Source organism: Streptomyces sp. NEAU-174 (assembly GCF_052665095.1).
Window position 1 is genome coordinate 1 of sequence record NZ_JBQTCE010000006.1, and the last position, 25372, is coordinate 25372.

The 25372-nt window shown below is 70.0% G+C and carries 20 protein-coding genes and 1 pseudogene; 15 read left to right on the plus strand and 6 right to left on the minus strand.

The window, feature by feature from the left end; all coding sequences use genetic code 11:
* Positions 1 to 716: 716 nt before the first annotated feature.
* The gene (locus ACT2CW_RS18335; protein ID WP_445517386.1) at positions 717 to 1250 is read left to right on the plus strand and encodes an EF-hand domain-containing protein; all 534 of its coding nucleotides are present in this window, start codon (positions 717 to 719) and stop codon (positions 1248 to 1250) included.
* Positions 1251 to 1262: 12 nt separating this feature from the next.
* Here the strand turns inward: ACT2CW_RS18335 and ACT2CW_RS18340 are convergent, their stop codons facing one another.
* A complete protein-coding gene (locus ACT2CW_RS18340; protein WP_445517387.1) occupies positions 1263 to 1622 on the minus strand; it encodes a hypothetical protein in 360 nt (119 codons plus the stop codon).
* Between the two features lie 245 nt (positions 1623 to 1867).
* On the minus strand, positions 1868 to 2911 hold the full coding sequence (locus tag ACT2CW_RS18345; protein WP_445517388.1) for a LacI family DNA-binding transcriptional regulator: 1044 nt from the start codon (positions 2909 to 2911) through the stop codon (positions 1868 to 1870).
* 377 nt (positions 2912 to 3288) lie between these two features.
* Between ACT2CW_RS18345 and ACT2CW_RS18350 the strand changes: the two genes are divergently transcribed.
* On the plus strand, positions 3289 to 4611 hold the full coding sequence (locus ACT2CW_RS18350) for an ABC transporter substrate-binding protein (protein WP_445517389.1): 1323 nt from the start codon (positions 3289 to 3291) through the stop codon (positions 4609 to 4611).
* Positions 4608 to 5579 carry a carbohydrate ABC transporter permease gene (locus tag ACT2CW_RS18355; protein WP_182468187.1) on the plus strand — a complete coding sequence of 324 codons (972 nt, stop codon included), beginning with the start codon at positions 4608 to 4610 and terminating at the stop codon, positions 5577 to 5579. The genes ACT2CW_RS18350 and ACT2CW_RS18355 overlap by 4 nt, the downstream gene beginning before the upstream one ends.
* A 14-nt stretch (positions 5580 to 5593) precedes the next feature.
* On the opposite strand, the gene ACT2CW_RS18360 is transcribed toward ACT2CW_RS18355, so the two are convergent.
* Positions 5594 to 6802 (minus strand): RNA-guided endonuclease InsQ/TnpB family protein, encoded by a 1209-nt coding sequence (locus ACT2CW_RS18360; protein WP_445517390.1) that lies wholly within the window; start codon positions 6800 to 6802, stop codon positions 5594 to 5596.
* A 155-nt stretch (positions 6803 to 6957) separates the two neighbouring features.
* Between ACT2CW_RS18360 and ACT2CW_RS18365 the strand changes: the two genes are divergently transcribed.
* The 6 genes from ACT2CW_RS18365 to ACT2CW_RS18390 all read left to right on the plus strand — a co-directional run bounded on the left by ACT2CW_RS18365 (position 6958) and on the right by ACT2CW_RS18390 (position 17530).
* A complete protein-coding gene (locus ACT2CW_RS18365) occupies positions 6958 to 7794 on the plus strand; it encodes a carbohydrate ABC transporter permease (RefSeq protein ID WP_037963530.1) in 837 nt (278 codons plus the stop codon).
* 8 nt (positions 7795 to 7802) lie between these two features.
* Positions 7803 to 8411, plus strand: a complete 609-nt coding sequence (locus ACT2CW_RS18370; RefSeq protein ID WP_445517391.1) for a hypothetical protein — start codon at positions 7803 to 7805, stop codon at positions 8409 to 8411.
* A gap of 77 nt (positions 8412 to 8488) precedes the next feature.
* Positions 8489 to 10285 (plus strand): sugar-binding domain-containing protein, encoded by a 1797-nt coding sequence (locus tag ACT2CW_RS18375; protein ID WP_445517392.1) that lies wholly within the window; start codon positions 8489 to 8491, stop codon positions 10283 to 10285.
* 12 nt (positions 10286 to 10297) lie between these two features.
* On the plus strand, positions 10298 to 13960 hold the full coding sequence (locus ACT2CW_RS18380; RefSeq protein WP_445517393.1) for an alpha-glucuronidase family glycosyl hydrolase: 3663 nt from the start codon (positions 10298 to 10300) through the stop codon (positions 13958 to 13960).
* A 120-nt stretch (positions 13961 to 14080) separates the two neighbouring features.
* Entirely contained in the window at positions 14081 to 16375 is a 2295-nt protein-coding gene (locus tag ACT2CW_RS18385; protein WP_445517394.1) for a family 43 glycosylhydrolase, read from the plus strand.
* Positions 16376 to 16489: 114 nt separating this feature from the next.
* A complete protein-coding gene (locus ACT2CW_RS18390; protein ID WP_037963525.1) occupies positions 16490 to 17530 on the plus strand; it encodes a vWA domain-containing protein in 1041 nt (346 codons plus the stop codon).
* A 53-nt stretch (positions 17531 to 17583) separates the two neighbouring features.
* Here ACT2CW_RS18390 and ACT2CW_RS18395 read toward each other — a convergent pair whose 3' ends face one another.
* Positions 17584 to 18057 (minus strand): nuclear transport factor 2 family protein, encoded by a 474-nt coding sequence (locus ACT2CW_RS18395; protein WP_037963568.1) that lies wholly within the window; start codon positions 18055 to 18057, stop codon positions 17584 to 17586.
* 81 nt (positions 18058 to 18138) lie between these two features.
* Positions 18139 to 19020, minus strand: coding sequence for an EamA family transporter (locus tag ACT2CW_RS18400; protein ID WP_445517731.1), 882 nt, complete (start codon positions 19018 to 19020; stop codon positions 18139 to 18141).
* 168 nt (positions 19021 to 19188) lie between these two features.
* Between ACT2CW_RS18400 and ACT2CW_RS18405 the strand changes: the two genes are divergently transcribed.
* The 5 genes and pseudogenes from ACT2CW_RS18405 (at position 19189) to ACT2CW_RS18425 (ending at position 23607) form a co-directional block, all read left to right on the plus strand.
* Positions 19189 to 20088, plus strand: a complete 900-nt coding sequence (locus tag ACT2CW_RS18405) for a LysR family transcriptional regulator (RefSeq protein ID WP_445517395.1) — start codon at positions 19189 to 19191, stop codon at positions 20086 to 20088.
* Positions 20089 to 20297: 209 nt separating this feature from the next.
* The gene (locus ACT2CW_RS18410) at positions 20298 to 21074 is read left to right on the plus strand and encodes a (5-formylfuran-3-yl)methyl phosphate synthase (RefSeq protein WP_037963518.1); all 777 of its coding nucleotides are present in this window, start codon (positions 20298 to 20300) and stop codon (positions 21072 to 21074) included.
* An 8-nt stretch (positions 21075 to 21082) separates the two neighbouring features.
* Positions 21083 to 21391, plus strand: a pseudogene (locus ACT2CW_RS18415) (aldehyde dehydrogenase family protein); the annotation flags it as partial.
* A 162-nt stretch (positions 21392 to 21553) separates the two neighbouring features.
* The gene (locus ACT2CW_RS18420; protein WP_037963515.1) at positions 21554 to 22690 is read left to right on the plus strand and encodes an NAD(P)-dependent alcohol dehydrogenase; all 1137 of its coding nucleotides are present in this window, start codon (positions 21554 to 21556) and stop codon (positions 22688 to 22690) included.
* The gene (locus ACT2CW_RS18425; protein ID WP_037963513.1) at positions 22687 to 23607 is read left to right on the plus strand and encodes a class I SAM-dependent methyltransferase; all 921 of its coding nucleotides are present in this window, start codon (positions 22687 to 22689) and stop codon (positions 23605 to 23607) included. The genes ACT2CW_RS18420 and ACT2CW_RS18425 overlap by 4 nt, the downstream gene beginning before the upstream one ends.
* Positions 23608 to 23997: 390 nt before the next feature.
* Here ACT2CW_RS18425 and ACT2CW_RS18430 read toward each other — a convergent pair whose 3' ends face one another.
* Positions 23998 to 24423, minus strand: coding sequence for a Rid family hydrolase (locus ACT2CW_RS18430; RefSeq protein ID WP_037963511.1), 426 nt, complete (start codon positions 24421 to 24423; stop codon positions 23998 to 24000).
* Positions 24424 to 24551: 128 nt separating this feature from the next.
* Between ACT2CW_RS18430 and ACT2CW_RS18435 the strand changes: the two genes are divergently transcribed.
* Positions 24552 to 25061, plus strand: coding sequence for a MarR family winged helix-turn-helix transcriptional regulator (locus ACT2CW_RS18435; protein ID WP_037963508.1), 510 nt, complete (start codon positions 24552 to 24554; stop codon positions 25059 to 25061).
* Positions 25062 to 25372: the final 311 nt, after the last annotated feature.

Below are 25372 nucleotides of genomic sequence, written 5' to 3' on the forward strand. Positions count from 1 at the left end.
CTCACCCGCACCCTCCGTCGAGGCCTCGCCCACATCCAGCGCCACCCCGAACTCATCGACGGCTGCCTCACCGAAACCGGACTACCCCTCACCCAGACCACCCGAAGCTAATCCGACAAGGTCAGTAGGCCAACCGCCCCTGCGCAGGGCTGTGGCCGGGCGGGATGCATCACGAAGACGCGTTCGTATGCGAGACCAGCCTCGCCGGCAACGGCGACTTCGAGCTGTAGATCCGTCCCGGGACAGGCACCAACGGCGTCCGACCGGGCCAACCGCCGCCGTCCCGGTGACCGGCCGGACCGTCCATGCCATCGCCCTGCACCGGCTCCTGGCAGCCGCGAAGAAAGACGAACTGACCGGGCTGCTGCGCCGCCACGGCGACGACGTGTGCGTGCTCCTGGTCGACCAGGACCATCTCAAGGACGTCATGGGCATTTTGGCCATCCGGCTAAGGACACCGCGCTGCGGGCGACCGCCGACCGGCACACGGCCTGGGCCGGCCCCGCGCGTCGGTCGGCAGGCTGGGCGATGACGAGTTCTCCGTCGTGCTGTCTCTCCCCCGCGACCGCCGACCAGTCCGCCTTTCGAGTGAATAAAGGGGAATACCCACGGTATGAGCAAGCCGTCGGCCAAATAGTGAGCAAGGCAACCGGGCATGAACTGCCGGTCGCGCCCAAACACGGCAGCCCACGGATCGAAGAAGGGTGACAACATTCATGCGCACGGAGGCCACCAACCGGGTCGCACACGTCTTCTCCCTCTTCGACGCCAACGGCAACGGCGTCCTGGAAGCAGATGACTTCGACCTCATGGCGAACAACGTCATCGCGGCCGCGCCCGGGGCGGACGAGGCGGCGAAGGACGCGATGCGTGCGGCGTTCCGCCAGTACTGGACGACCCTGGCCGCGGAACTGGACGCCAACGGCGACGGCAAGATCAGTTACGAGGAGTTCGAAGCCTGCGTGCTCTCGCCCGAGCGCTTCGCCTCGACGATCGGTGTGTTCGCCGAGGCGCTCGCCGCGCTCGGCGACCCGGACGGCGATGGACTCATCGAACGCCCCGCGTTCGTCGCGTTGATGACGGCGATCGGCTTCAACCGAGCGAACATCGACGCACTCTTCGACGCCTTCGGCCCCTCGGACCTGGACCGGATCCAGGTGGCCGTCTGGGTCGCCGGGATCAAGGACTACTACGCCCCCGACAAGGCAGGCATCCCGGGCGACCTCCTGGTCCCGGGCCCGGCGATCTGACGCGTTACCCCGTCAGTCGCTGACCAGCCTCCGGAACTTGCGCACGAGCTTGACGCCGCCCCAGACAACGAGGCACCCCAGGATCAGCAGGAACAGGATCGCCTGCCAGAGGGGCATCTTCTTCTTACCGGTGGACGAACCGCCGTCGTTGCCGCCCGAGGAGTAGCCGCCGCTCCTCGACTTCTTGTAACCGCCGCTCTTGCTCACACCACCGCCGCCCTTGCTGACGCCACCACCGCCGCCGCTGCCACCGCCTCGCTTCGACGACAGCGCGACGTACGAGACGGAGTCACGCGACGACGCCGCCTGGGCCGTGGCGGGCGCCACTGCGAACAGGGCGCCGATCAGGAGGAGTGTGGTTGCCAAACGCATGAGAGATCCCCGTGATGGTAGGCCGGAAGGATAATCGCACCAGGGCGCGGCGTTGCACCCTAGGCCATGGATCGGCGCCGTCGAAACTCGGGTTCCGGTCCGCCCGCGGGCTAAGCGCTCCGCGGGAAGTGCCGCGAAATGCCGTCGTGCGTCTGCGGCCGCATCGTGGCTGGTCGCGCCCACCGAGGGACCGCCGGACGAAGAGCGTCCCCCGGTCCAAAAAAGCAGCGAAGAATCGGTCCGGCTCAGCGGAAAAGCTGTTGGCGCCCGCCGTTCGTCGACTCCCGGGTGTGCAGCCAGTGCGGAGCGGTGTGCACCTCGAACGGCAGGGGCACGTCCGAGCGGATGCGGGCCGCCAGGCACTTCACGGCGAGCGAGGCGATCGCGGCCTTGTCCGGGACCACGGACGTCAGCGACGGCGTGCTGTAGAGCGCCTCGTCGGAGCCGTCGATGCTCGCCACGGCGACGTCGTCCGGGATGTGCAACCCCGCTTCGAACAGGGCGCGTTGGGCCCCGACCGCCAGCAGGTCGCTGAAGCAGAAGACCCCGTCCGGCCGCACCCCGGCCGGGAGGGCGGCGAGGGCGCGCATCGCCATCAGGCCGTTGAGCCGGTCGAACTCCTTGATGGAGGGCGCGAGCCGGGGGTCGTACGTCACCCCGGCCTCGTGCAGGGCGAGCTGAAAGCCCTCCAGACGCTGACGGCTGGTCGCCGACGCCTGCCGGTCCACGCCGATGGCGGCGATCCGGGTACGGCCGAGGGCGGCCAGGTGCGCGGTGGCCTCGCGCGCCGCCGCGACATTGTCGATCAGGACGTGATCGGCCCCCACCTGGTCACGCTCGTAGCTGCGCTCGCCGAGCAGCACCAGCGGGAACTCGTTGGCCACGGCAGCGAGTTCGTCGGGCGAGACGCCCAGCGGCGACAGGATCACGCCGTCCAGCAGCGCCGCGCCGACGCCGGTCGCCAGGCGCAGTTCCTCCGTCGCGTCGCCCGACGTCTCCTCGATCAGGACGGTCAGGCCCAGCTGCGCCGCCTCGGCCCGTACGTGCTGGGCGAGCTCGGCGAAGTACGGCGTGGCCAGATCCGGGACGGCGAGGCCGATCAGGCCGCTGTGGCCGGTGCGCAGCCGGCGGGCCGACGGGTTCGGCCGGTAGCCGAGCTCGTGCACGGCCTTCAGTACGCGCTTCCGCGTGGCCTCGGACACGCGGGGAGCATCGCGTACAACGTTGGACACGGTCTTGATCGAGACCCCTGCCCGCTCCGCCACGTCCTTGAGTGTCACCGCGGCCACTGACCGAACCCCCTCACCTGTGTTTCTCCGCATTATGCACCGGTTCCGGCGGGCTGTCAGTGCCGGGACGGCCCGGAATCCCGTTCCTGACGAGGGGTTGACCCTGGCGAGATTTCGCAGTTACAACGTTGGAACAGATCGATAGCAAGCGGTTGCTCCCGAGGGCGTCACGCGGGCCGCCGACGACCATCCGTCGGGCGGTCCGGGCTGCCCGCCCAGGCCCACGGCGCCACGCTCAACCACCCATCTCATGAGAGGGCCCGCATGTCTTCGCACCGCTCCACCACCCCACTGCGCACCGCCGTGGTCGGCACCGGAGGCATCGCGCGCTCCAGTCACCTGCCCGCGCTGTGGACGCTGAAGGAGGAGGCCCCCGCATGACGCCCGCCCCGCACCCGAGCCGCCGGGCCGTGCTCGCCGCGGCCGCCATCGGCCTCAGTACGGCCCTGACCGCCACGCTCTCCGGCTGCTCCGCCGCGAGCGGCGGCACCTCGGGCGGCATCACCCTCACGTTCTCCTGGTGGGGGAACGACGACCGTGCCGCGCGCACCGAGAAGGCGGTACGGCTCTTCGAGAAGGAGCACCCGGGCGTCAGCGTCCGCACGTCCAACGGTGAATTCGGCGCCTATCTCCAGAAGCTGGCCACACAGGCCGCGGGTGGCGGCATACCCGACGTGGTCCAGCTCGACTACCGGCAGGTCTCCCAGTACGCGGGCGGCGAAGCGATCATGCCGCTGGACGACGTCATCAAGGCCAGGACAATCCGTACGTCCGAGATGGACAAGGGTCTGCTGCGCACCGGCACCTACGGGGGCGGGCAGTACGCCCTGCCCATGGGCCGTGGCATCACCGGCTACGCCTACGACTCCGCCGTCTACAAGAAGGCGGGAATCCCCACGCCCCGGCCGAGCTGGACCTGGCAGGACTGGGGTGAGGCCAACAAGAAGATCGCCGCCCTGGGGCTGAAGTCCCCCGACGGACGCCCCTTCACGGGCTCCAACGACGGGGGCACGAACGAGGACGTCTTCGAGACCTGGCTGCGCGGCCGAGGCGGGAAGCTCTACGCCGGGCAGACGAAACTCGGCTTCACCGAGGACGACTTGACCGCCTTCTGGTCGTTCTGCGATGGACTCCGCAAGGACGGTGCCATCGCCGAGGCCAAGGACACCGTGCAGGCCAAGAGCACCGAGACCAGCCCCATCGGCCGCCACCTCGCGGCCGCCGACTTCACCTGGGACGCGCCGTTCCCCGGATACACGGGCCTGCTCGGCAAGGACATCCACTTCGCGCCCGTGCCCACCACCGGCGGCCACCAGGGTGCGTACTTCAAGCCGAGCATGCTCCTCGGCATCGGTGCGAACAGCGAGCACCCCAAGGAGGCGGCCCAGTTGATCGACTTTCTCCTCAATGACCCACGGGCGGGCGACATCCTGGGCTTCTCCCGCTCCACCCCGCCCAACCGAAAGATCGCCGCCCGGGTCGCCACGACGCTCCAGGGGCCGGAGCGGGAGATCTACGACTACGCGCGGACGATGGAGAAGTACGGCCTGGACGACCCCCCGACCGCGCCGCCGCCCGGCGACCTCGCGATCCAGACGGCGTTCAAACGGGGCTACCAGCGCGTGATGTACGGCATGGCCTCCCCGCGACAGGCGGCGCGCGAACTCATCGACGAGGCGAACCGGGAGCTGAGGTCATGAGCACGGTGTCGACGACGAGGGCGCCCGCGCGCGTCGGCCGCACGACGGCTCCGCGCCCGGACAAGAGCAGGCGGCGCCAGGTCCGTGAACGGCAGTGGCCCGCCTATGTGTTCCTCTCCCCGTGGATGATCGGCGCGGTCGTGCTGACCCTGGTGCCGATGGCCGTGTCGCTGTACCTGTCGTTCACGGACTACAACCTGTTCGACCCGCCGCACTGGGTGGGCCTGCGCAACTACCGGGAGATGCTGTTCGAGGACCCGCGCTACTGGCGGTCGGTCGGCACCACCTTGCTGTACGTCGTCGTGGCCGTCCCGCTGAAGCTGGGCCTCGCCCTCGGCGTGGCGATGCTGCTGAAGAGCCTCGGCCGGGGCCGGGGCTTCTACCGCTCCGCGTTCTACGGGCCGTCGCTGCTCGGGGCGAGCATGTCCATCGCCCTGGTGTGGAAGGCGCTGTTCAACGACGGCGGCACGGTCCCCGACATCCTGGACGCGGTCGGCATCCACACCGGCGGCTGGGTCGGCGACCCCGATCTCGCGGTGTACGGGGTCGTCCTGCTGACGGTCTGGCAGTTCGGCGCGCCCATGGTGATCTTCCTGGCGGGCCTCCAGCAGATCTCACCCGACCTCTACGAGGCCGCGGCGCTCGACGGCGCGGGCCGCTGGCGGCAGTTCGTGTCCATCACCGTGCCGATGCTGTCCCCGGTGGTCTTCTTCAACCTGGTCCTCGAGGTCATCAACTCGTTCCAGGTCTTCACCCCGGCCTTCGCCATCAGCGGCGGCGACGGCGGACCCGCCGACTCCACGATGTTCTACACGCTCTACCTGTACGAGCGCGGCTTCACGGCCTCGCACATGGGCTACGCCGCGGCGATGGCCTGGCTGCTGCTGATCGCCATCGGCGCGATCACCCTGATCCTGTTCCGGACCTCCCGGTCCTGGGTCTTCTACGCGGACGAGGAGGGTCGTTGACTTCCTCCCCCTGCCTAAAGGCGGGGGATTCCAGCGGTCGCCCGCTGGGCTTCCTGCTTCACCGACGACCGCCCCGTCCGGGAGGACTCCCGTTGAGGTCTTACACCGTCTCCACAGGCAGACGCCGCCAGCCCGGCGGCCAGAATGTTGCGTGCCGCGTTCACATCACGGTCATGCACAGCGCCGCAGTCACACGTCCACTCGCGGACGTTCAACGGCAGCTTCTCGCGGACCATGCCGCAAACCCCGCACAGCTTGCTGGACGGAAACCAGCGGTCGACCATCACCAGTTCACGCCCGTACCAGGCGCACTTGTACTCCAGCATCATGCGCAAATCCGTCCACGCCGCATCCGAGATGGCACGCGCGAGGCGGCCGTTCTTCAGCAGGTTACGGACGGTCAAGTCCTCGATCACGACCGTTTGGTTCTCACGGACGAGCCGAGTCGACAGCTTGTGCAGGAAGTCCCGGCGCCGGTCGGTGATCCGCGCGTGCACGCGGGCGACCTTCCGGCGTGCCTTCTCCCGGTTCGCGGACCCCTTGGCCTTGCGGGACAGCTCCCGCTGCGCCTTCGCCAGGCGGGCCCGGTCGCGCCGTTCGTGCCGGGGGTTGACGATCTTCTCCCCGGTGGACAGGGTCACCAGGGAGGTGATCCCCGCGTCCAGGCCGACCGCCGCACTCGAGGCGGGGGCAGGGACGATGGTGTCCTCGACGAGCATCGAGACGAACCAGCGGCCCGCACTGTCGCGGGACACGGTCACCGTCGTCGGCTCCACACCCTCCGGCAGGGGGCGCGACCAGCGGATGCCCAGCGGCTCGGCCATCTTCGCCAGCGTCAGGCGCCCGTCGCGCCATGTGAAGGCGCTGCGGGTGTACTCGGCCGACGCGCGGGACTTCTTCCGCGACTTGTACCGCGGATACTTCGCACGCTTGGCGAAGAAGCTCCCGAACGCCGCCTGAAGGTGGCGCAGCGCCTGCTGGAGGGGGACGGAGGACACCTCCGAGAGGAAGGCGAGTTCCTCGGTCTTCTTCCACTCCGTCAGCGCGGCGGAGGACTGCACATAGGAGATGCGGCGCCGCTCGCCGTACCAGGCCCGCGTGCGCTCCTCCAGCGCCTTGTTGTACACCAAGCGGACACACCCGAACGTGCGCGACAGCTCAGCCGCCTGCTCGTCCGTGGGGTAAAAGCGGTACCTGAACGCCCGCTTAACTTGCCGCGCCATGCCTCACATTTTATCAGCTCCAGTGTGAACACGTGTCAGCCGGTGGTCGGTGGACACCGAATCGCCCTAACGGCGATTCCGCTTTCCCTGCCCTGCTCCGCAGGAGTCCGCTTCCTCCCCGGCCCGAAGGCCGGGGTACCCATGGAGAAAACCTGATGAACATCGCCACGAAGCGGTGGCTGCCGCACACCGTCGCGGCCGGGTGTCTGCTCGTCCTGCTGTACCCGCTGGCCTGGCTGCTGGCCACGTCGCTGAAGCCCGCCGACGAGGTGGTGACGAGCCTGGACCTGCTGCCCAGCCACCTGGAGTGGTCGAACTACACGACCGCCCTGGACGGGGTCTCCGGCGTCACCGTCACCCGCCTGCTGGGCAACACCCTGCTGATCGCGGGGGGCGCCGTGCTCGGCAATGTACTGTCCTGCTCGCTGGCCGCCTACGCCTTCGCCCGACTGCGCTTCCGCATGAGCAAGGTGATGTTCGCCTTCATGGTGGCGACGCTGATGCTGCCGCACCACGTCGTGCTGATCCCGCAGTACATCATCTTCAACCGCCTCGGCCTGGTGGACAGTTTCTGGCCGCTGATCCTGCCGAAGTTCCTGGCCACCGAGGCGTTCTTCGTCTTCCTCATCGTCCAGTTCATGCGCGGCCTTCCGCGCGAGCTGGAGGAGTCCGCGCGGATCGACGGCTGCGGTCCCTTCCGCGCGTACTGGTCGATCACACTGCCACTGGCCCGGCCCGCGCTGATCACCACGGCCATCTTCACGTTCATCTGGACGTGGAACGACTTCTTCACGCAGATGATCTATCTCTTCGCACCGGAGAAGTTCACCATCACGCTCGCCCTGCGCAGCTTCGTCGACCAGTCCAGCACCTCCGCGTACGGGCCCATGTTCGCCATGTCGGTGATCTCGGTGCTGCCGATCGTGCTGTTCTTCCTGGTCTTCCAGCGCTACCTGGTACAGGGCATGGCCACGTCCGGACTGAAGGGGTGAGGCACACCATGGCCCACGCACCGATCGCGCACCGGCGCGAGCGCCGGGAACCCGGAGAGGTCTTCGGCTCCGGCTTCAGCCTCTTCGCGGACATGCTGCTCGTCGGCCTGCTCACCAGCCTCGCCTGTCTGCCGGTCGTCACGGCCCCGGCCGCGTTCGCCGCCGCGTCCTCGACGCTTCGGCAAGCGGCGGACGATCGCGTCCAGGTCAGGGCCGGCACCTACGGTGCCCACTTCCGTGCCCACCTGTCCGCGCGGTCGGCGGCCCTCGGTCTGGTGCCGCCGCTGCTCGCGATGATCGTCCTGGTCGATGCCGCGCTGCTGCGCGCCACGCTGCCCGGAGCGGCCGTCATGGCGCCCGTCCTCGCGCTGCTCGTCCTGGGTGCCACGGTCGTGGCGCTGCGGGCGACCGCGCTCAGGGCACCGCATCCGCTGTCCGCGCGCGAGGCGTTGCTTCGCTCGGCCGCGGACCCGCGCGGCAGTCTCCTCCTGGCCGGTGGCGTGCTCCTCGGCGCGCTCCTGGCCTGGTCCATTCCGCTGCTGGTCCCGCTACTGCCGGGCCCGCTGGCGTTCGCCGCCACGGTCGTGGACCTCCGCTCGGACGCCCTGGAGAGCTGAACCGCGGCACGCCACCTCCCCGCCCCTCCCCTACGCATCACACCACCGGATACGCATCACACCACCGGAGTTCACGCATGCCCTACCCGCACCTGGACGCCGCGGGCCATCCGAGGCCGCAGCTGGTCCGCGATCCCCACTGGCGCGACCTCGGCGGCCCCTGGCGGTTCGCCCACGACGACGAGGACCGCGGCCGCACCGAACGGTGGATGGACCCGGCGGCCTCCGCGCCGTTCACCGACACCGTCACCGTGCCCTATCCGCCCGAGTCCGCGGCCTCGGGTGTGGCGGACACCGGCTTCCACCCCGTGCTCTGGTACCGGCGCACGATCGAGGTGTCCCGGCCGGCCGCCGGGCGGCGGCTCCTGCTGCACTTCGGTGCGGTCGACCACCGGGCCGAGGTCTGGCTGAACGGCCGCCTGGTGGGACGTCACGAGGGCGGGCACACCGGCTTCAGCTGCGATCTGACCGATGCCGTCGACCGGGACGGCGAGCAGACCGTCGTCGTCCGCGCCGAGGACCAGCCGCTCGACGCCGCGCAGCCCCGCGGCAAACAGGACTGGCGCCGGGATCCGCATGTCATCTGGTACCACCGCACCTCCGGGATCTGGCAGCCGGTGTGGCTGGAGGAGGTCCCGGCCGAGCACATCACGCTCCTGCACTGGACCCCCGAGGTCGCCCACGCCCGCGTCCGCTGCCGGTTGCGTCTGGGCCACTGGCCGCGGCGCCCGCTCACCGTGACGGTCCGCCTCACGCTCGGCGAGCGGGTGCTCGCCGAGCAGCGGACGCTGATCGAGGGCCAGGAGGCGGAGTTCGACGTCGCGGTGCCCGCCCTGCGCCACGGGCAGGATCTCGACGGCCTGCTCTGGAGTCCGGAGCGGCCGCAACTGGTCGACGCGGTGGTGGAGTTGCGTGACGCGGCCGACGACACACCGGTCGACCGCGTCACGTCCTACCTCGGTCTGCGCGACATCGGCTGGGACGACGGTGTCTTCCTCCTCAACCACAAGCCGTATTTCCTCCGGTTCGCGCTCCAGCAGGGCTACTGGCCCGCATCGCACCTGTCGGCCTCGGCCGGCGCATTGCGCCGCGACGTCGAACTGGCGAAGGAGATCGGCCTCAACGGGCTGCGCGTCCACCAGAAGGTCGAGGACCCGCGCTTCCTGTACTGGGCCGACCGGCTCGGGCTGCTGCTGTGGGAGGAGATGCCGTCGGCGTACGCCTTCGGCGTGCAGACCGTCGAGCGCGTGGTCGCCGAGTGGACCGAAGCCGTCTCCCGCGACCTCAGCCACCCCTCGATCGTCGCCTGGGTCCCGATCAACGAGTCCTGGTCCGTGCCGAACCCGGCGCTCGTCCCCGCACAGCGCCACTTCATCGACGCCCTCTACCACCTGACCAAGGCCCTGGACCCCTCCCGCCCGGCCGTCTCCAACGACGGCTGGGAGATCTCCGCCGCCGACATCTGGGGCGTCCACGACTACACCCAGCACGGGGACGTACTGCGCGAGCGCTACGGCCACGCCTCGCTGCGCCAAGGCGAGTTCGCCGAGCGGTGGCCCGGCGCCAAACGGCTGACCTTGGATGGCGTCCGCCACCAGGGGCAGCCGGTCGTCCTCAGCGAGTTCGGCGGCGCGACCTTCGAACCGGCGGAGGGCGCCGAGTGGTTCGGCTACGACACCGTCGCCACGAAGGAGGACTTCGCCGAACGCCTCGCCGGTCTGGTGGCCGCGGCGGTGGACTCCGGGCTCGCGGGCTTCTGCTACACCCAGTTCACCGACACCGAACAGGAGACCAACGGCCTGCTCACCCCGGACCGCCAACCGAAGATCCCCGTGGCCGAACTGCGCGAAATTCTCACCCGAACCCGTGCATGAGGAGAAACCGCAATGGCGCGATCCGAGTACGAGTACGAGTACAGTCGTCGCCGAGTGCTCCAGGCATCCGCTCTCGCCCTCGCCACGGTGCTGAGCCCATGGAGCGCGGCAGCCGGCTTCGCCGCATCGGCGGGCATCCCCGATGAGGACGGCTACGATCTCTGGCTGCGCTACCGCCCCACCGCCGATCCCCGGCGGCTCGAGGAGTACCGGAAGGCCCTGGCCGGTCTGGCCCGTCAGGGCGAGGGCCGGGTCATGGAGAACGCCGAGCTGGAGCTGTGCCGGGCCGTCGAGGGCTTCATCGGCAGCGCACCGGTCCGGGCTCCCGCCGGTCGGGCCTCGGTTGTCATCGGCACGGTGGACGAGTCGCCGGTCGTACGGTCCCAGGTGAGCCCGGATCGGCTGGCCCGGATCGGTGCGCAGGGGTTCGTGATCGAGATGACCGGCACGCCGGGCAGGCGACGACTGGTCATCGGGGCCCACACCGATCGCGGCGTGCTGGCCGGGGTCTTCCATCTCATCCGTCTGCTCCAGCTCGAGCGGCCACTGCACAAGCTGTCCGTCCTACAGAGGCCGCGTATCGCACGGCGCATGATGAATCACTGGGACAACTTCGACGGGTCGGTCGAGCGTGGCTACGCGGGCACGTCGATCTTCGAGTGGGACAAGCTGCCGGACATCTCAGACCGGGTCGTCGACTACGCACGGTCCATGGCATCGATCGGCATCAACGCTTCGGTGCTCAACAATGTGAACGCCAGCGCCGACTTCATCACCAGCGAGACGCTGACCGGACTCAGACCCCTGGCGGCGCTTCTCCACTCGTGGGGGATCTCGACCTGGCTGTCCGTCAACTACGCCAGCCCGATGATCCTGACCGCGGACGACGCCGATCCGATCACGACGGCCGATCCCGCCGACCGACGGGTCCAGCGGTGGTGGCGGGACAAGAGCGCCGAGATCTTCACGAGCCTGCCCGGATTCGGCGGTTTCCTGGTGAAGGCGAACTCGGAGGGGCAGCCAGGGCCGCTCGACTACGGACGCACCCATGCCGAGGGCGCGAACATGCTGGCCCGCACGGTCGCACCGCACGGCGGGCAGATCGTCTGGCGCAGCTTCGTCCACGAGGACTTCGGCGACTGGGCGGAGTACCAGTACCGGGTGTTCGCCCCGCTGGACGGCGCGTTCGACGACAACGTCATCCTCCAGACCAAGTACGGACCGATCGACTTCCAGATCCGCGAGCCCGTACACCCCCTGTTCGGCGCCATGCGCCACACCCACCAGATGCTGGAGCTCCAGCTCACTCAGGAGTACACGGGCCACGAGATCCACACCACCTATCTGGCTCCGCTGTGGCGGGAGGTGCTGACCTTCCCGACTCAGGGGCCCGGCACCGGACCGACCGTCGCCGACGTCCTCGCGGACGGCGACGGCCGGGCGCCCCGGGCGGGCATCGCCGGGGTCAGCAACTTCGGCAACGCCCGCGACTGGACCGGCCAGCTGCTGGGAGCGGCGAACACCTACGCCTTCGGCAGGATGTGCTGGAACCCGGACGCCGATCCCCGGGACCTGGCCGCGGAGTGGGCCGGGCTGACCTTCGGCCACGACCTCACGGTCACCGGGGTCGTGGCCGACATCCTGACGCACTCGCGCCGGACGTACGAGGACTACACCTCGCCGCTGGGGATGGGGTACCTCACCGACCCCGGTGGCGACCACCTCGATCCGAGCCCGCTGGGCACACTCTTCCAGTCACACCACTCCACGGCCGAGGGCACCGGCTTCGACCGCACCGAGGCGACCGGCAGCGGCTTCACCGGGCTCTACCCGCGGCCGTGGCGGAAGCGCTACGAGTCCACGGCGACCTGTCCCGACGACCTGCTGCTGTTCATGCACTGGGTGCCGTACGACCATCGACTGCGGTCGGGCAAGACGGTCATCCAGCACATCTACGACACCCATTTCACCGGGGTCGACCGCATCGACCGGTTCCGCGCCGGGTGGAGCGAGCTGTCCGGGAAGGTCGACCGGCGGCGCCATGCCGCCATCGAGGCGGGCTTCGAGGCCCAACGGAGCCACGCGACGTTCTGGCGCGACACGGTGGTCGGATTCTTCTTCGACAGGAGCCGCGTCGTCGACGCGGAGCGGGAATGGCTGCACGTGGCACTGAACGGCCCGCGGGTGCTGCTCGGCGGCCGGCCGAACCTCTTGCCGGTGGCCGTCACCAACGCCTCGGCGCGGGACCGCGACATCGCGGTCGCGCTGCGGCCGCCGTCGGTGGGCTGGCACACCGAGCCCGCCGAACGGTCCGCGGCCGGCGCCGCGACCGCTGAGCTCGAGCTGCCGGTCACTCCCCCCTTGCCGGGCACCGTCGCCGCCCTGGACCTGGAGGTGGCGCCGCAGCTCACCCGGCTCGACGGCCGGCCGCCCGCGCTGGTCGTCGCCCCCGAGGGCAGTCGATGCCTCCTGGCGCTCAACGCCGGGCCGCGGAACGGGACTTCGATGCCAGGCTACGACGCGCTGACCCCTGAGTCGGCCTGGTCCGCGTCGGCCGGCCACGGCTGGGTCGGCGCCGCCCCGTCGGCCAGGGACCGCGGTGGCGAGCCCCTGCTGCGCGACCACCTCTGGCACACCTCGTCCCGGGTGCTGCGCCTCGCCCTGCCGGCCGGTAAGCACACCGGGTACGCGCTGGTCGGTGACACCGGTGCCACGGCCTCGCCGACCCGGGTCGCGGTGGACGGCGCCACCGTCGCCACCAGCCCGAAGCAGCCCGGCGGAACCTTCACCTGGCTGGAGCTGCCCCTCGACGGAGGTACCATCGGCCGCACCACCGACATCACGTTCACGGGGGTGGGCGGCCCCTGGCGGCTGTCCGCGTTCGCCGTCACCGATCCCACCGCCCCGGAACCGTCCCTGGTCGTGCTGAAGGCGGTGGCGGAGCCGGTGTGGTGGACGGGCCGGGCCAACCCGGTCACGGTGCTGGTACGCAACACCGGCGCCAAGGACCGTGCCGTCACCGCCCGGCTGGTCACCCCCGACGGCTGGTCCGGCACCGAGCGGACCGTGACGGTCGCCGCCGGAGCCGAGCGAGAGGTGACGGTCACCACGACCCCGGTGTCCACTCCGGGGTTCGCCACCGTCGAGATCCGGCTCACCAGCGGCGACGAGGAGATCGAGCGCGGCCGGTCGGTGTCCGTGGTCACCACGCCGCACCCCGATGACGTGGCGTCGGCGTTCGACGCCGGCCCGCCGGCCGGCCCGCTGCTGACCGGGTACACCAGGCTGTCGCCCGAGGACGGCTACACCGACGACCGCGGCTTCGGCTGGGTCGGCGACCGGCCGCTCACCCGTGACCGGGGCAACGCCGACGACCTGCGCCGCGACATCGTCATGCAGAAGGGCGAGCCCATCGTCCTGCGTATCCCGGTGCCGGCCGGCACGCACACGGTGTGGGTGCTCACCGGCGACTCCCTCACCGATTCGGGTGTCACCACCATCTCCGAGGGCGGCACGGTCCTCGGACGCTCCGGCGACGACAGCCTGCCGAGCCGCGCCTTCGTCTGGTTCTCCTTCGACCTCGACGGCGGCCCGGACGGGCGCACCGCCGACCTGGAGATCACCGGCTCGAAGCTGAACGGCCTCTGGCGCATCGCGGCCCTGGTCGTCGGCTGAGCTCACCCCGGGCCGTACAACTACCTGTTTTCCCGGGCGCGGTCCGCGCCCCGGCGCCCCGGTATCTCCGCATCTACGGATCTACGGCATCTACGGCATCTCCAAAGGAGAGCTCCCGACATGGCATCGAAGTCAGCACGATTCCCCGCGGTCCGCGGCAGACGTGGCAGACGCGGCAGACCCGGCGTCGTCCTCCTCGCCCTGCTCATGGTCCTCGGCCTCGGCGGCGCACATCCCGGACCGGCCGTGGCCGATCCCGCCGATCCGCCCGGGACGTACCAGAACCCGGTGATGGACGACGTCGCGGACGCCTTCTCCGACCCGTCGATCATCCGGGGCAAGGACGGCTACTGGTACGCCTATGCGACCCAGACCAGCATGCGCCGGGACAACCAGGGAGGCCCCTGGGAGTCACAGCACTTCATGCCGATCACGCGCTCGGCCGACCTCGTCAACTGGACCTACGTCGGTGATGTCTTCGGACCCGACAACCACCCGGAATGGCGCGACTTCAAGACCACCTACTACTGGGCACCCGACATCCGGTACATCAACGGCACGTACTACCTCTACTACTCGGTCGCCGGCGGCGACAAGAACACCATCGCGCTGGCCACCGCGGACCACCCGGCCGGCCCGTGGAAGGACATCGGCCACCCCGTGCTGCCGTACGGGACGACGGTCAATCAGATCGATCCGTCGGTGTTCCTCGACTCCGACGGCCAGAAGTACCTCTACTACGGCTCCTTCCGCGACGGCGGAATCCATGCGGTGCGCCTCAATACGGAGGGCACCGCGCCGGTCGGCGATCCGGTGCAGGTGGTCGGCGCCCGGCGTGGCGAGGCCGCGTATGTGGTGAAGCGGGACGGCTGGTACTACCTGTTCTACTCCGGCCTGGGCTGCTGTGCCCGTGACCAGGGCGCCTATCCGGTGTTCGTCGGGCGGGCGAAGGACCCGATGGGCCCGTTCACCGACGCCGAGGGCGTCGGCCTGGCCGACCTGAACCCCGGCGGCACGATCGTCAACGCGCCGAACGGCAACAAGTGGGTCGCGACCGGCCACTCGGCGAACGTCGTCGACAAGTCCGGCCAGGACTGGATCCTCACCAACGGATTCGACCGCCACGAGAGCGATCCGAACTGGGGCGGACGGCCGACCATGATGGACCGGCTCGACTGGATCGACGGCTGGCCGACCGTGCGCGCGGGCGCCTGGACCAGCGAGGACCGGCAGACCGCACCCGTGGGCGACTGGGGCTCGGGGAGCACCTTCGACGACGGCCTGGTCGACTTCGACACCCTCGGACACGGCTCCTGGACCACGGCGTCGGATCCCGACTCGGGACGCTATGCCCGTGGCCGGTCCTTGGCTGCCCTCCCGCAGCTGCTGCTGCCGCGGCGGGCCCCGGACGGCGATGTGAGGATCGAGGCCGACCTCCGGCTGCGCGGCGACGACGGCCGGGTCGGGCTTGTCCTGGCGTCCGCGGGCCGGTCCAACCACGCCGTGGCCTGGCTGGATTCCACCGGCACCCTCTCCGTCGAGGTCACCCGGGACCGGAAGGTGGTGCGGAAGCAGACCGCTCGCCTGCACGCGAACACCGATCCGCGTACCTGGCACTCGCTCACGGCCGAGATCCGCGACGGCGCGGCGCACATACAGGTCAGCTCGGCCCTGCTCGACATGCCGCTGGCCGAGCTGACGGTGGACGTACCGAAGGGCTGGCGCCGCGGCGGTGTCGCCTCGACCCGCGGCGCCGGCGAGGCGGACAACGTCGGTGTGACCCGGCCCTACACACCGGTGACGGTCAAACAGCCGGCCCCCTCGATCGGAGCCCGGCTGCCGGAGTACGACGAGGACTTCGACGACAGCCGGCTGGACGGCTGGAGGTGGTTCGGCCCCGCCGACGGGCAGGTCGCCGACGGCCAGTACGTGTGGCCGACGCAGGACGCCGACTTCTCCGGCAAGGGGACCATGGCGTCGGCGCTGCTCCGTGACGCTCCGACCGGCACCTACACGGTCGAGACCAAGCTGCACTTCCCGATCAGCGACGCCCCCGACGGGCGCAGCCAGGCCGGGATGATCGCCTTCCAGAGCCCGGAGGACTCGATCCATCTGGCTCCGACCCGGACCGGCCCATCCCGGCAGGCCTTCCTGTGGATCGGCCGGGACCGTGACAGCTGGCCGGAGATGCAGCTGGGCCCGTCGGCCGACACCATGTGGCTGCGGCTGCGCCATACCGCCGACCCGAAGACCGGCGAACACAGATTCCAGCCGGCCACGAGCCGGGACGGGAAGCACTACATCTGGGGCGGGGTCTGGCAGCTGCCCGCCGGTTCCGCCCCGTCCATCGGCCTCGTCTCCCTGGCCGGCAAGGGGGTGACCGCACGCTTCGACTATGTGCGCTTCTACTCCTGACGCCGCGTCACTCTCCTGCACGGGCACCGGCCGCCGCGCATCGCGGTCCAAGATCGATTGTCAGTGGTGGGTGAGAAGGTAGGAGCATCGAGAAGGAAAAAGAGGGGGCGCGGCATGTCCGGAGACCAGAACTACATCAATCACGTTGCTCTTGTGCTGGACGCCAGTTCGTCCATGTCACACCTGCGCGGAAAGGTCGTCGAAGTCGCCGACCAGCAGATTGCGTATCTGGCCCGCCGATCGAAGGAACTGGACCAGGAAACCCGCGTTACGGTGTACGTCTTCGCCGACAAGGTGGAGTGCGTCATCTATGACAAGGACGTGCTGCGGATGCCGTCCCTGAAGCAGCTTTACCGGGTCGGTGGAATGACGGCTCTGCTGGCGGCCACACTGAAGTCGCAGCGGGAGCTGGCGCAGACCGCCCAACTGTACGGCGACCACAGCTTCCTGACGTTCGTGCTGACGGACGGCCAGGAGAACGCGAGTCATCGCTGCTCGGATGCCCTCACCAAGAGCCCGCGTGAACTGGTGCGGGCGGTGGCCGAGTTGATGGAGACGCAAGAGGACAACTGGACGCTGGCCGTCCTTGTGCCGGACCAGATGGGCAAGCGCGAGGCCATGCAGTGCGGCTTCCCGAAGGACAACATCGCCATCTGGGACGCCACGAGCACTCAGGGCCTGGAGGAGGCGGGGCAGGTTATCCAGCAGGCCACCGAGAACTTTATGGTGGGCCGGGCCCAGGGCATCCGGGGATCGCGGGCGGTGTTCTCCACGGGTGCGGAGGCGGTCAACAAGGACACCATCAAGGCAGCCGGCCTCACCCCGGTGGACCCGTCGAAATACCAGCTGATTCCGGTGGCCCGCGAAGCGGCGATCCGGGAATGGGTCATCGAATGCGGGCACACCTTCCGCACCGGTTGTGCGTTCTATCAGCTGAGCAAGTCGGAGAAAATCCAGGCGCGAAAGCAGATAGCGGTGCTGGAGAAGAAGACGGACCGGGTGTACACGGGGCCGGAAGCCCGATCCCTGCTCGGCCTGCCGGACACGGAAGTCCGCGTCAAGCCGGATCACAACGACGACTTCACGATCTTCGTGCAGAGCACCAGCGTTAATCGGAAGCTGACACCGCACACGCGGCTGCTGCTCATGATCTGAGGCCGTGGAGGCCCCGCCGGTCCGACGGGCGGGGCCTCCTCCCCCGGGAGCGGCTACCGCCGTGCGGCGGCCTGGTGCGCATGGCGGCTCACATCGCCGATCAGGTTGATGCGGACGCGTCGCTCCGCGAAACGCCACTGCCCGTCACGGCGCTCGAAGCGGTCGTGGTACCGACCGGCGGCGATGGGTTGCAGGGGCAGGTCGGGCAGTGCCTGGAAGACGGTGACGTACGAGCGCGAGACCGCCGTGTTCGCTTGCTCATCGACCTCGATGGCGACATTGGTGGTGACGTGGTGGGTTCGCGGCGTGCCGTCGGCGTAGACGATCAGAGTCTCCTTGAACATCTCCTCGATCGCTTCGCGCCCGCTGACCGGCTCGCCACTGCCCGTGAAGGTGGCGTCGGCGAGCAGCGTGCCGAGTCCCGCGAAATCACCGTCGTCCACGAGTTCGGCGTAACGTGCGATCAAGTTCTCGATGGCTCGATGGCTCAACGTCGGATCGGCGGGCCTGCCGATGGATGTGGACATGGTCTCCTCCAAGCGAAACGGGAGATCTTCAGCGTGCTGCTCCAGGCCACAACAGGACCGCGATCGACCGGTTGCGAGACGTCAGCTTGCCACGTTCGATGACATCTGATCGCGTCGTACGGACTCCCGGCCGGGCTCATGCCGGGCAACCGGCGCCTCTTGGGAGGATGCCGGGGGACGGACACCGGCGCGGGTGGCGCCGACGCTGGCCACGACCACGAGGACCAGACCGAGTGTCGCGGCCGTCCCGGGGCGCTGGCCGAGAACGAGCAGACCGACCATGAGGGCGATGGCGGGCTCGAGGCTCATCAGCGTGCCGAACGCGGACGTGGTCAGATGGCGCAGGGCGAGAAATTCGAGCGCGAAGGGGATGACGGGGCTGAGCACCGCCAGAGCCAGCATGGTCCACACCGGTGACCAGGTGATGCGGTCGGCGAGGTCCGGGGCGGCGATGGCCAGCCCCACCACCGCGGCGACCGGCATGGAGACGGCCAGTCCTTTCAGGCCGGTGACACGATCACCGACCCGTTGGGTCAGCAGAATGTACGCGGCCCAGCATCCCGCGGCGAGCAGCGCGCTCCCCACCCCCAGAGGGTCGGCGCCGCCGTGCCAGGGTTCGGTCAGCAGCACGACGCCCGTCGCCGCCGCGGCCGCCCAGACCAGGCGTCCCTTCCTCGGTCCGAAGAGGGAGACCGTCAGCGGTCCCAGGAATTCCAGCGCGCTCGCGGTTCCCAACGGGAGACGGGCGATCGCCTGCATGAAGAAGACCATCATTCCGGCGGTCACGAGACCGAGCAGCATGCAGGCGAGAAGATCCCGGGAGCTGAAATCACGCGGCCGGGGGCGGATGGCGACCAGCAGAATCAGCCCCGCCCAGCCCAGGCGCAGCCCCGCGGTTCCCAGCGCCCCGAGCTGTCCGAACAGCGGAACCGTCAGAGCCGATCCGAGCTGCACGGTACACATCGCGGTGGCAGCCATGAGGGCACCGGCGCCGGCATGGCGCGAGCGACGGGACGGAAGAGTCTCGGGCGGTTCGGGAGCGTTCATGGGCTCCAGTAGAGAGCCTTGACACCGTTCACGTCCACGTGCCAATCCCGAATGATTCGTTCGGGATTCATGGACAATAGGGGGATGGAAACACGCCGCCTCCAGATGCTGGCCGAGCTGGCCCGGCGAGGCTCGATGCGCGCCGTGGCCGAGGCCACCGGCACGACCACCTCGACCGTTTCCCAGCAGGTCGCCGCCTTGGCCCAGGAGATGGGCACGGCACTGATCGAGCCGCATGGGCGCAGGGTCAGGCTCACACCGGCGGGCCGCCGACTGGCGGAACACGCCGTGACGATCCTTGCGGCGGTCGAGGCCGCACAGCGGGACTTGAGCCCCGACGCCCCGCCGACCGGCACGGTGCGGGTGGCCGGCTTCGCCACGGCCATCCGAGCCCAACTGCTGCCCATCATCGGCGACTTGTCGACGAGCCATCCTCAGCTCAGCGTCCTGGTGCGTGAGCACGAGCCCGCCGAAGCCCTCCAGCTGCTGGCGAACGACGAGGCCGACCTCGCGCTCACCTACGACTACAACCTGGCACCGGCCGAGCCGGACCCCGCGGTCGTGATCACTCCCCTGTGGACCGCTCCCTGGGGTCTGGGCGTTCCTGACCACGCCGCCCGCCCCTCAGTGCCGGGCGCCCCCGAGCTCTTCCGCCGGTTCCGCACGGCGGACTGGATCGGCAACTCGCGCAACCCCGGTGACGAGACCGTCATCCGGACACTCGCCTCCATGGCCGGTTTCACCCCCCACCTCACGCACCAGGCGGACAGCCTCGACCTCGTACAGGGCATGATCGCGGCAGGGATGGGCGTAGGGCTGCTGCCGATGGGCACCTCCACGTTGCCCGGTGTCCAGCTGGTGCCGCTCACCGCGCCGGACGTCGTCCTGCGCGCCTTCGCCGTCGCCCGCCGGGGTCGCGACAGCTGGCCCCCGCTGGCCCTGCTGACCGACCTGATCATTCGGCAATCGGCGCGGAGCACATAGTCTCGGCGGAACGCAGCGTCTCGGCGGAACGCAGCGTCTCGATCGCCGCACCGGCTACCGGCGTGGACGGCGTGCCGGGGGCGTGGAGCGTCATGACAACGCCCCGTCCGGACTCCGCGCGCCCTGCCGTGGGCCACGGGACGCGGCGATGATGAGCGGACCGCGCGTGATCCACACGACTCCGCACAGCCGCCCCCTGGGCAGGTGGTATGCGGTGGAAGGACGCCACGTTGTTGCTTCTCATCTCCCCGGACGGCGTCGAGGAGGCCCTCGACTGCGCGAAGGCGGCGGAACACCTCGACATCGTCGATGTCAAGAAGCCCGACGAGGGCTCGCTCGGCGCGAACTTCCCCTGGGTCATCCGGCAGATCCGCGACACGGTCCCGGCGGACAAGCCGGTCTCCGCCACCGTGGGAGACGTCCCCTACAAGCCCGGCACAGTGGCCCAGGCGGCGCTGGGTGCGGCGGTCTCCGGAGCCACCTACATCAAGGTCGGCCTCTACGGATGCACGACGCCCGAACAGGCCATCGATGTCATGCGCGGGGTCGTCCGGGCGGTGAAGGACTACCGGCCGGACGCGTTCGTCGTCGCCTCCGGCTACGCCGACGCCCACCGGATCGGCTGCGTCAACCCGCTCGCGCTGCCCGACATCGCCCGCCGCTCCGGCTGTGACGCGGCCATGCTCGACACCGCGATCAAGGACGGGACACGGCTGTTCGACCACGTTCCGCCCGACCTCTGCGCGGAGTTCGTCCGGCAGACCCACGAGGCCGGTCTGCGCGCCGCCCTCGCGGGCAGCGTCAAAGCCGCGGACCTCGGCGCGCTCACCCGCATCGGCACCGACATCGTGGGGGTGCGCGGCGCGGTCTGCGAGGGAGGCGACCGCGACACCGGAAGGATCCAGCCGCGGCTGGTGGCCGCCTTCCGCGCGGAGATGGACCGGCACGCCCGGGAACACGCGGCGTCCGTCGCGACCGCGGGCTGAGGCCCGGCATGCCCATATCCCGGCCCCGTCGGGCGCCCGGGACCCGTGGCGGGTGCTTCGCCGTCCTCGATCCGGCCACCGGCGAGGCCTTCGACGAGGCCCCCGGCCAGCGGCCGGATGAGCCGGACGCCATCGTCGGCCGGGCCCGCGCCGCCTGGCGCGGCCGGCGCGCCGACCCCGCCGCCCGCACCACCGCGCTGCTCGCGGCAGCGGACGCCGTGGAGGCGGCCGGGGCCGGCCTCGCCCCGCTGCTCACCCGTGCACAGGGCAAACCCCTGGCCGAGTCGTACGCGGAGGTCGCCCGCACGGCGGCGATGCGGAACGGCGTGGATCAACAACCACGCCGAGACCTCCCTCGCCCAGCCCTTCGCGGGCATCAAGGACAGCGGTGTCGGCGTGGCGGGCGGGCTGTGGGGGCCGTGAAGGCTGTACGGCAACCTCAGCCCGTTCGTCGTACACCGACCGGTTGAGGTGCGCGGATGAGGTTCGCCGCGGCGGTACTGCGCTCGTACGAGAGCCCGTTCACCCTCGAGGAGGTGATGCTGCACGCGGGGCCGGGCGACGGCGAGGTCCTGGTGAAGATCGCGGGCTGCGGGATGTGCCGGACCGATCTCGCGGTGCGGCACTCGGCCGGCCGCTCACCACTGCCCGCGGTGCTCGGCCACGAAGGGGCCGGAGTCGTTGTGGAGACAGGCGGCCCGGACACCGGCCTGAGCACCGGCGACCACGTCGTTCTGAGCTTCGACTCCTGCGGACGCTGCCGGAACTGCATGGGCGCGGCGCCCGCCTACTGCGACTCCTTCCCCAGCCTGAACCTCTTCGGTGGACGCGGGGAACACGCGGCGCGGTTCACCGACGCGGACGGAGGCGCGTTGGCCCCCCGCTGGTTCGGCCAGTCTTCCTTCGCCGAATACGCGATGGTCCCGGCCCGCAACGCCGTCCGGGTCGATCCCACGCTGCCCATCGAACTCCTCGGACCGCTCGGCTGCGGCTTCCTCACCGGCGCCGGAGCGGTCTTCCACTCCTTCGGCGTCGGCCCCGGCGACACCATCGCGGTCTACGGCGCCGGAGCGGTCGGCCTGGCCGCGGTGATGGCGGCCACCGCCGCCGGGGCGGTGACCGTGGCCGTCGACCGGCACCCCGGGCGGCTGGCCCTCGCCGAGCGGCTCCACGCGATCCCGCTGCGCGCCGCATCGAACGACTCGCCCGGCCCGCCCGACCTGCCCGACCTGCCCGACCGCATCCGGCAACTGACCGACGGCGGCACACACTACGCGCTGGACACCACGGGCTCCCCCCGGATGATCAACGACGCCCTCCGGGCCCTGCGCCCGACCGGCCACCTCGGCCTGGTGGCACGTCTCCACACCCCACTGCCACTGGAACCGGGGACCTTGGACCGGGGCCGGAGGATCTCCCACATCTGCGAAGGGGACGCGGTGCCCGGACTGCTGATCCCGCGGCTGACCAGGCTCTGGCAGGCCGGGCGGTTTCCCTTCGACCAGCTGATCCGCACCTATCCCCTCACCGACATCAACCAAGCCGAACGCGACTGCGACGCGGGCCGCGTGGTCAAACCCGTCCTGATTCCCGCGGGGCCAAGGGAGGACACATGACCGACACAGCGCATCACAACACCGGTGTGGAAGGCGTGGAAGAGGGCGTCGGCCTGACCGCTCTCATGGTCGCCGCGGCCCGGGCGATCGAGACCCACCGCCACGACAGCCTGGCACAAGACATCTACGCGGAACACTTCGTCCACGCCGCACCGGCCTCCGCGGACTGGCCGGTGCGCATACACCAGGTCGCGGACGGAGACGCGAACCCGCTGTGGGGGCGCTTCGCCCGCTACTTCGGCCTGCGGACCAGGGTCCTCGACGACTTCCTCCTCCAGTCGGTGCGGGCAGGAGGGGCGCGCCAAGTGGTCCTGCTCGGGGCGGGGTTGGATTCGCGGGCGTTCCGACTCGACTGGCCTCCCGGCTGTGTGATCTTCGAGATCGACCGGGAAGGCGTGCTGGAGTTCAAGCACAAGGTGCTCGGCGGACTGCCGACCACCCCGAAGGCGGCCCGCGTACCGATCCCCCTCGACCTGCGCGCCGACTGGGCCACGGCGCTGACCGACGCGGGCTTCGACACGGCCGCACCGACCGCCTGGCTGGCCGAAGGGCTGCTGTTCTACCTGCCGAACACCTCCGAGACGAACCTCATCCACACGGTGGACCGGCTGAGCGCGGGCGGAAGCGCGCTGGCGTTCGAGGTCAAACTCGAGAAGGACTTGCTCGAATACCGCGACAGCCCCCTCTACACCGCGACGAAACACCAGATCGGCATCGACCTGCTCAATCTGTTCAGCCTGGAACCGCGGCCCGACTCCGCGGGCGACCTCGCGGGCAAGGGCTGGACCACAACCGTCCGGACCCCCTTCGACTACACCCGCCGACACGGACGCGGCCCGCGCCCCGAACACAACGACGCACTGGCGGGCAACCGATGGGTGTTCGCCCACAGGCCCCGCCCCGGACAGCGGCGATAGCACAGCACGAACGGGGGGGTACCGGTGGGCCCCGCTTTCTGCGCGGGCGCGGGTGGCCTCCCGCGCTGGCCCCGCCTCGGTCGTGACCGTGCTGTTCCTCGAGGGCGGCCGCCTTCGAGCACCGCCTCGCCGCGTGCGTGCTGCACGACGGCGCCTACGACTTCCACGCGGTCATCGCCGCGACCGCCGGCCGCGCCGCAACGACCAGTTCTTCCAGGGGCAGCCGCAGCGTGTCTCGCCGGCTGACCTCGCGGGCCGGCCTGTGTCGCCCGGGGAGTCACCGGACTCGACGAAACCGCCCCTGACGGAGTCCTACTGGGCGGTCGGCCCCGGCCACGTGGCCTGCGCCAGCTCCTTCACGAGGCCGGGGTGGCCGGGATCCCGGTCCAGCTAGTTCCCGGAGCCGACGATGGCGGTGACGCGGATCTCCACGCGCATGGCGGCGAGGCCGAGGGCCGTGACGCCGGTCTCGGTCCAGATCGGCGCGCGGCCGTCGAGGCGACGGCGGAACTGCTCGGCCATGACCGTGTTGTGGTCGTCGCCGATGGCGTCAGCTCCCGGTGCGACCTTGTGGTAGGAGTTGACGTGAATGACGTCCTTCCATGTCGCGCCGACCGTGGCGAGCGTGCGCTCCACGTTGTCGAAAGCCTGGATGATCTCGTCTTCCAGCGAGTCGGGGATGACCAGGGCGTCATCCACCCCGGCCTGACCGGAGATCTCGACCCGGTCGCCGACGCGGACGGCCCCGCTGTAGCCGAGGGCCTCGTGCAGCTTCTCGCCGGAGCCCGGAGTGATGCCGAAGGTGACGGTGCTCATGATGCTCCATCTTCCTGTCCATAGGGGTGCGTTTCCTCGTACATGAGTTCACGCGTAAAGTGAGACTAGCAGGCGATGACTTCAAGCGTAAAGTCATTCCGGCCTTCGCCGGAGAGCCGGGGAGATCCATGACCAGCACGGGAGGGCCCATGAGCGGCGCGGGCGAACACGAGGACGACGAGGAGCTGCGGTGGCTCGACGAGCAGGAGAAGGCGGCGTGGACGGGGATGATCTCCCTTGTCCTGCTGCTGCCCGGCAAGCTGGAGTCGCCGCTGCGGCAGGAACACGGCCTCACCCTGTTCGAGTACCTCGTGCTCAGCCACCTCTCCGAGGCCCCGCAGCGCAAGCTGCGGATGGGAGAACTCGCCTTCCTCGCCAGCGGGTCGCTCTCCCGCCTGTCCAACGTCATCAAACGCTGTGAACAGCGCGGCTGGGTCGTACGGACACCTGACCCGGCCGACGGCCGTTACACCCTCGCCGAACTCACCGACGCCGGCTTCGACATCGTGCACCTGGCCGCGCCCACCCACCTGCGCGCCGTACGCCGCATCGTCCTCGACGCGCTCAACACCGCCGACCAGAAGGCACTCACCCGCATCGCACAAAAACTCCGCATCGTCCCCGACGACTTCGGCTGACAGCCGCCCCATGCGACGACCCGAGGCGAGTCGTTCAGGTCGCCCGCGCGTTCAGGGACCGCTCAGGCTGTGGTGTGCGGGTATTTCGCCCCCGGAGCCGGTGGTCGACGACCATCCCACCAGCTCGGCTCGTGACGCCGCGCTTGGGCCTGGATCACGCTCTACTCGACACACGCCCCTTCGGGACGCGGCGGGCGCCGGCCTGGGCCGGCAGGAGGTGGAGCGGGAGGACTCTTTCAACGTCATTGGCACGCTGGAGGCGGTCAGGGAGGCTATGCGCAAGGACATGGGGACAGATGCTCTTGCGGCCT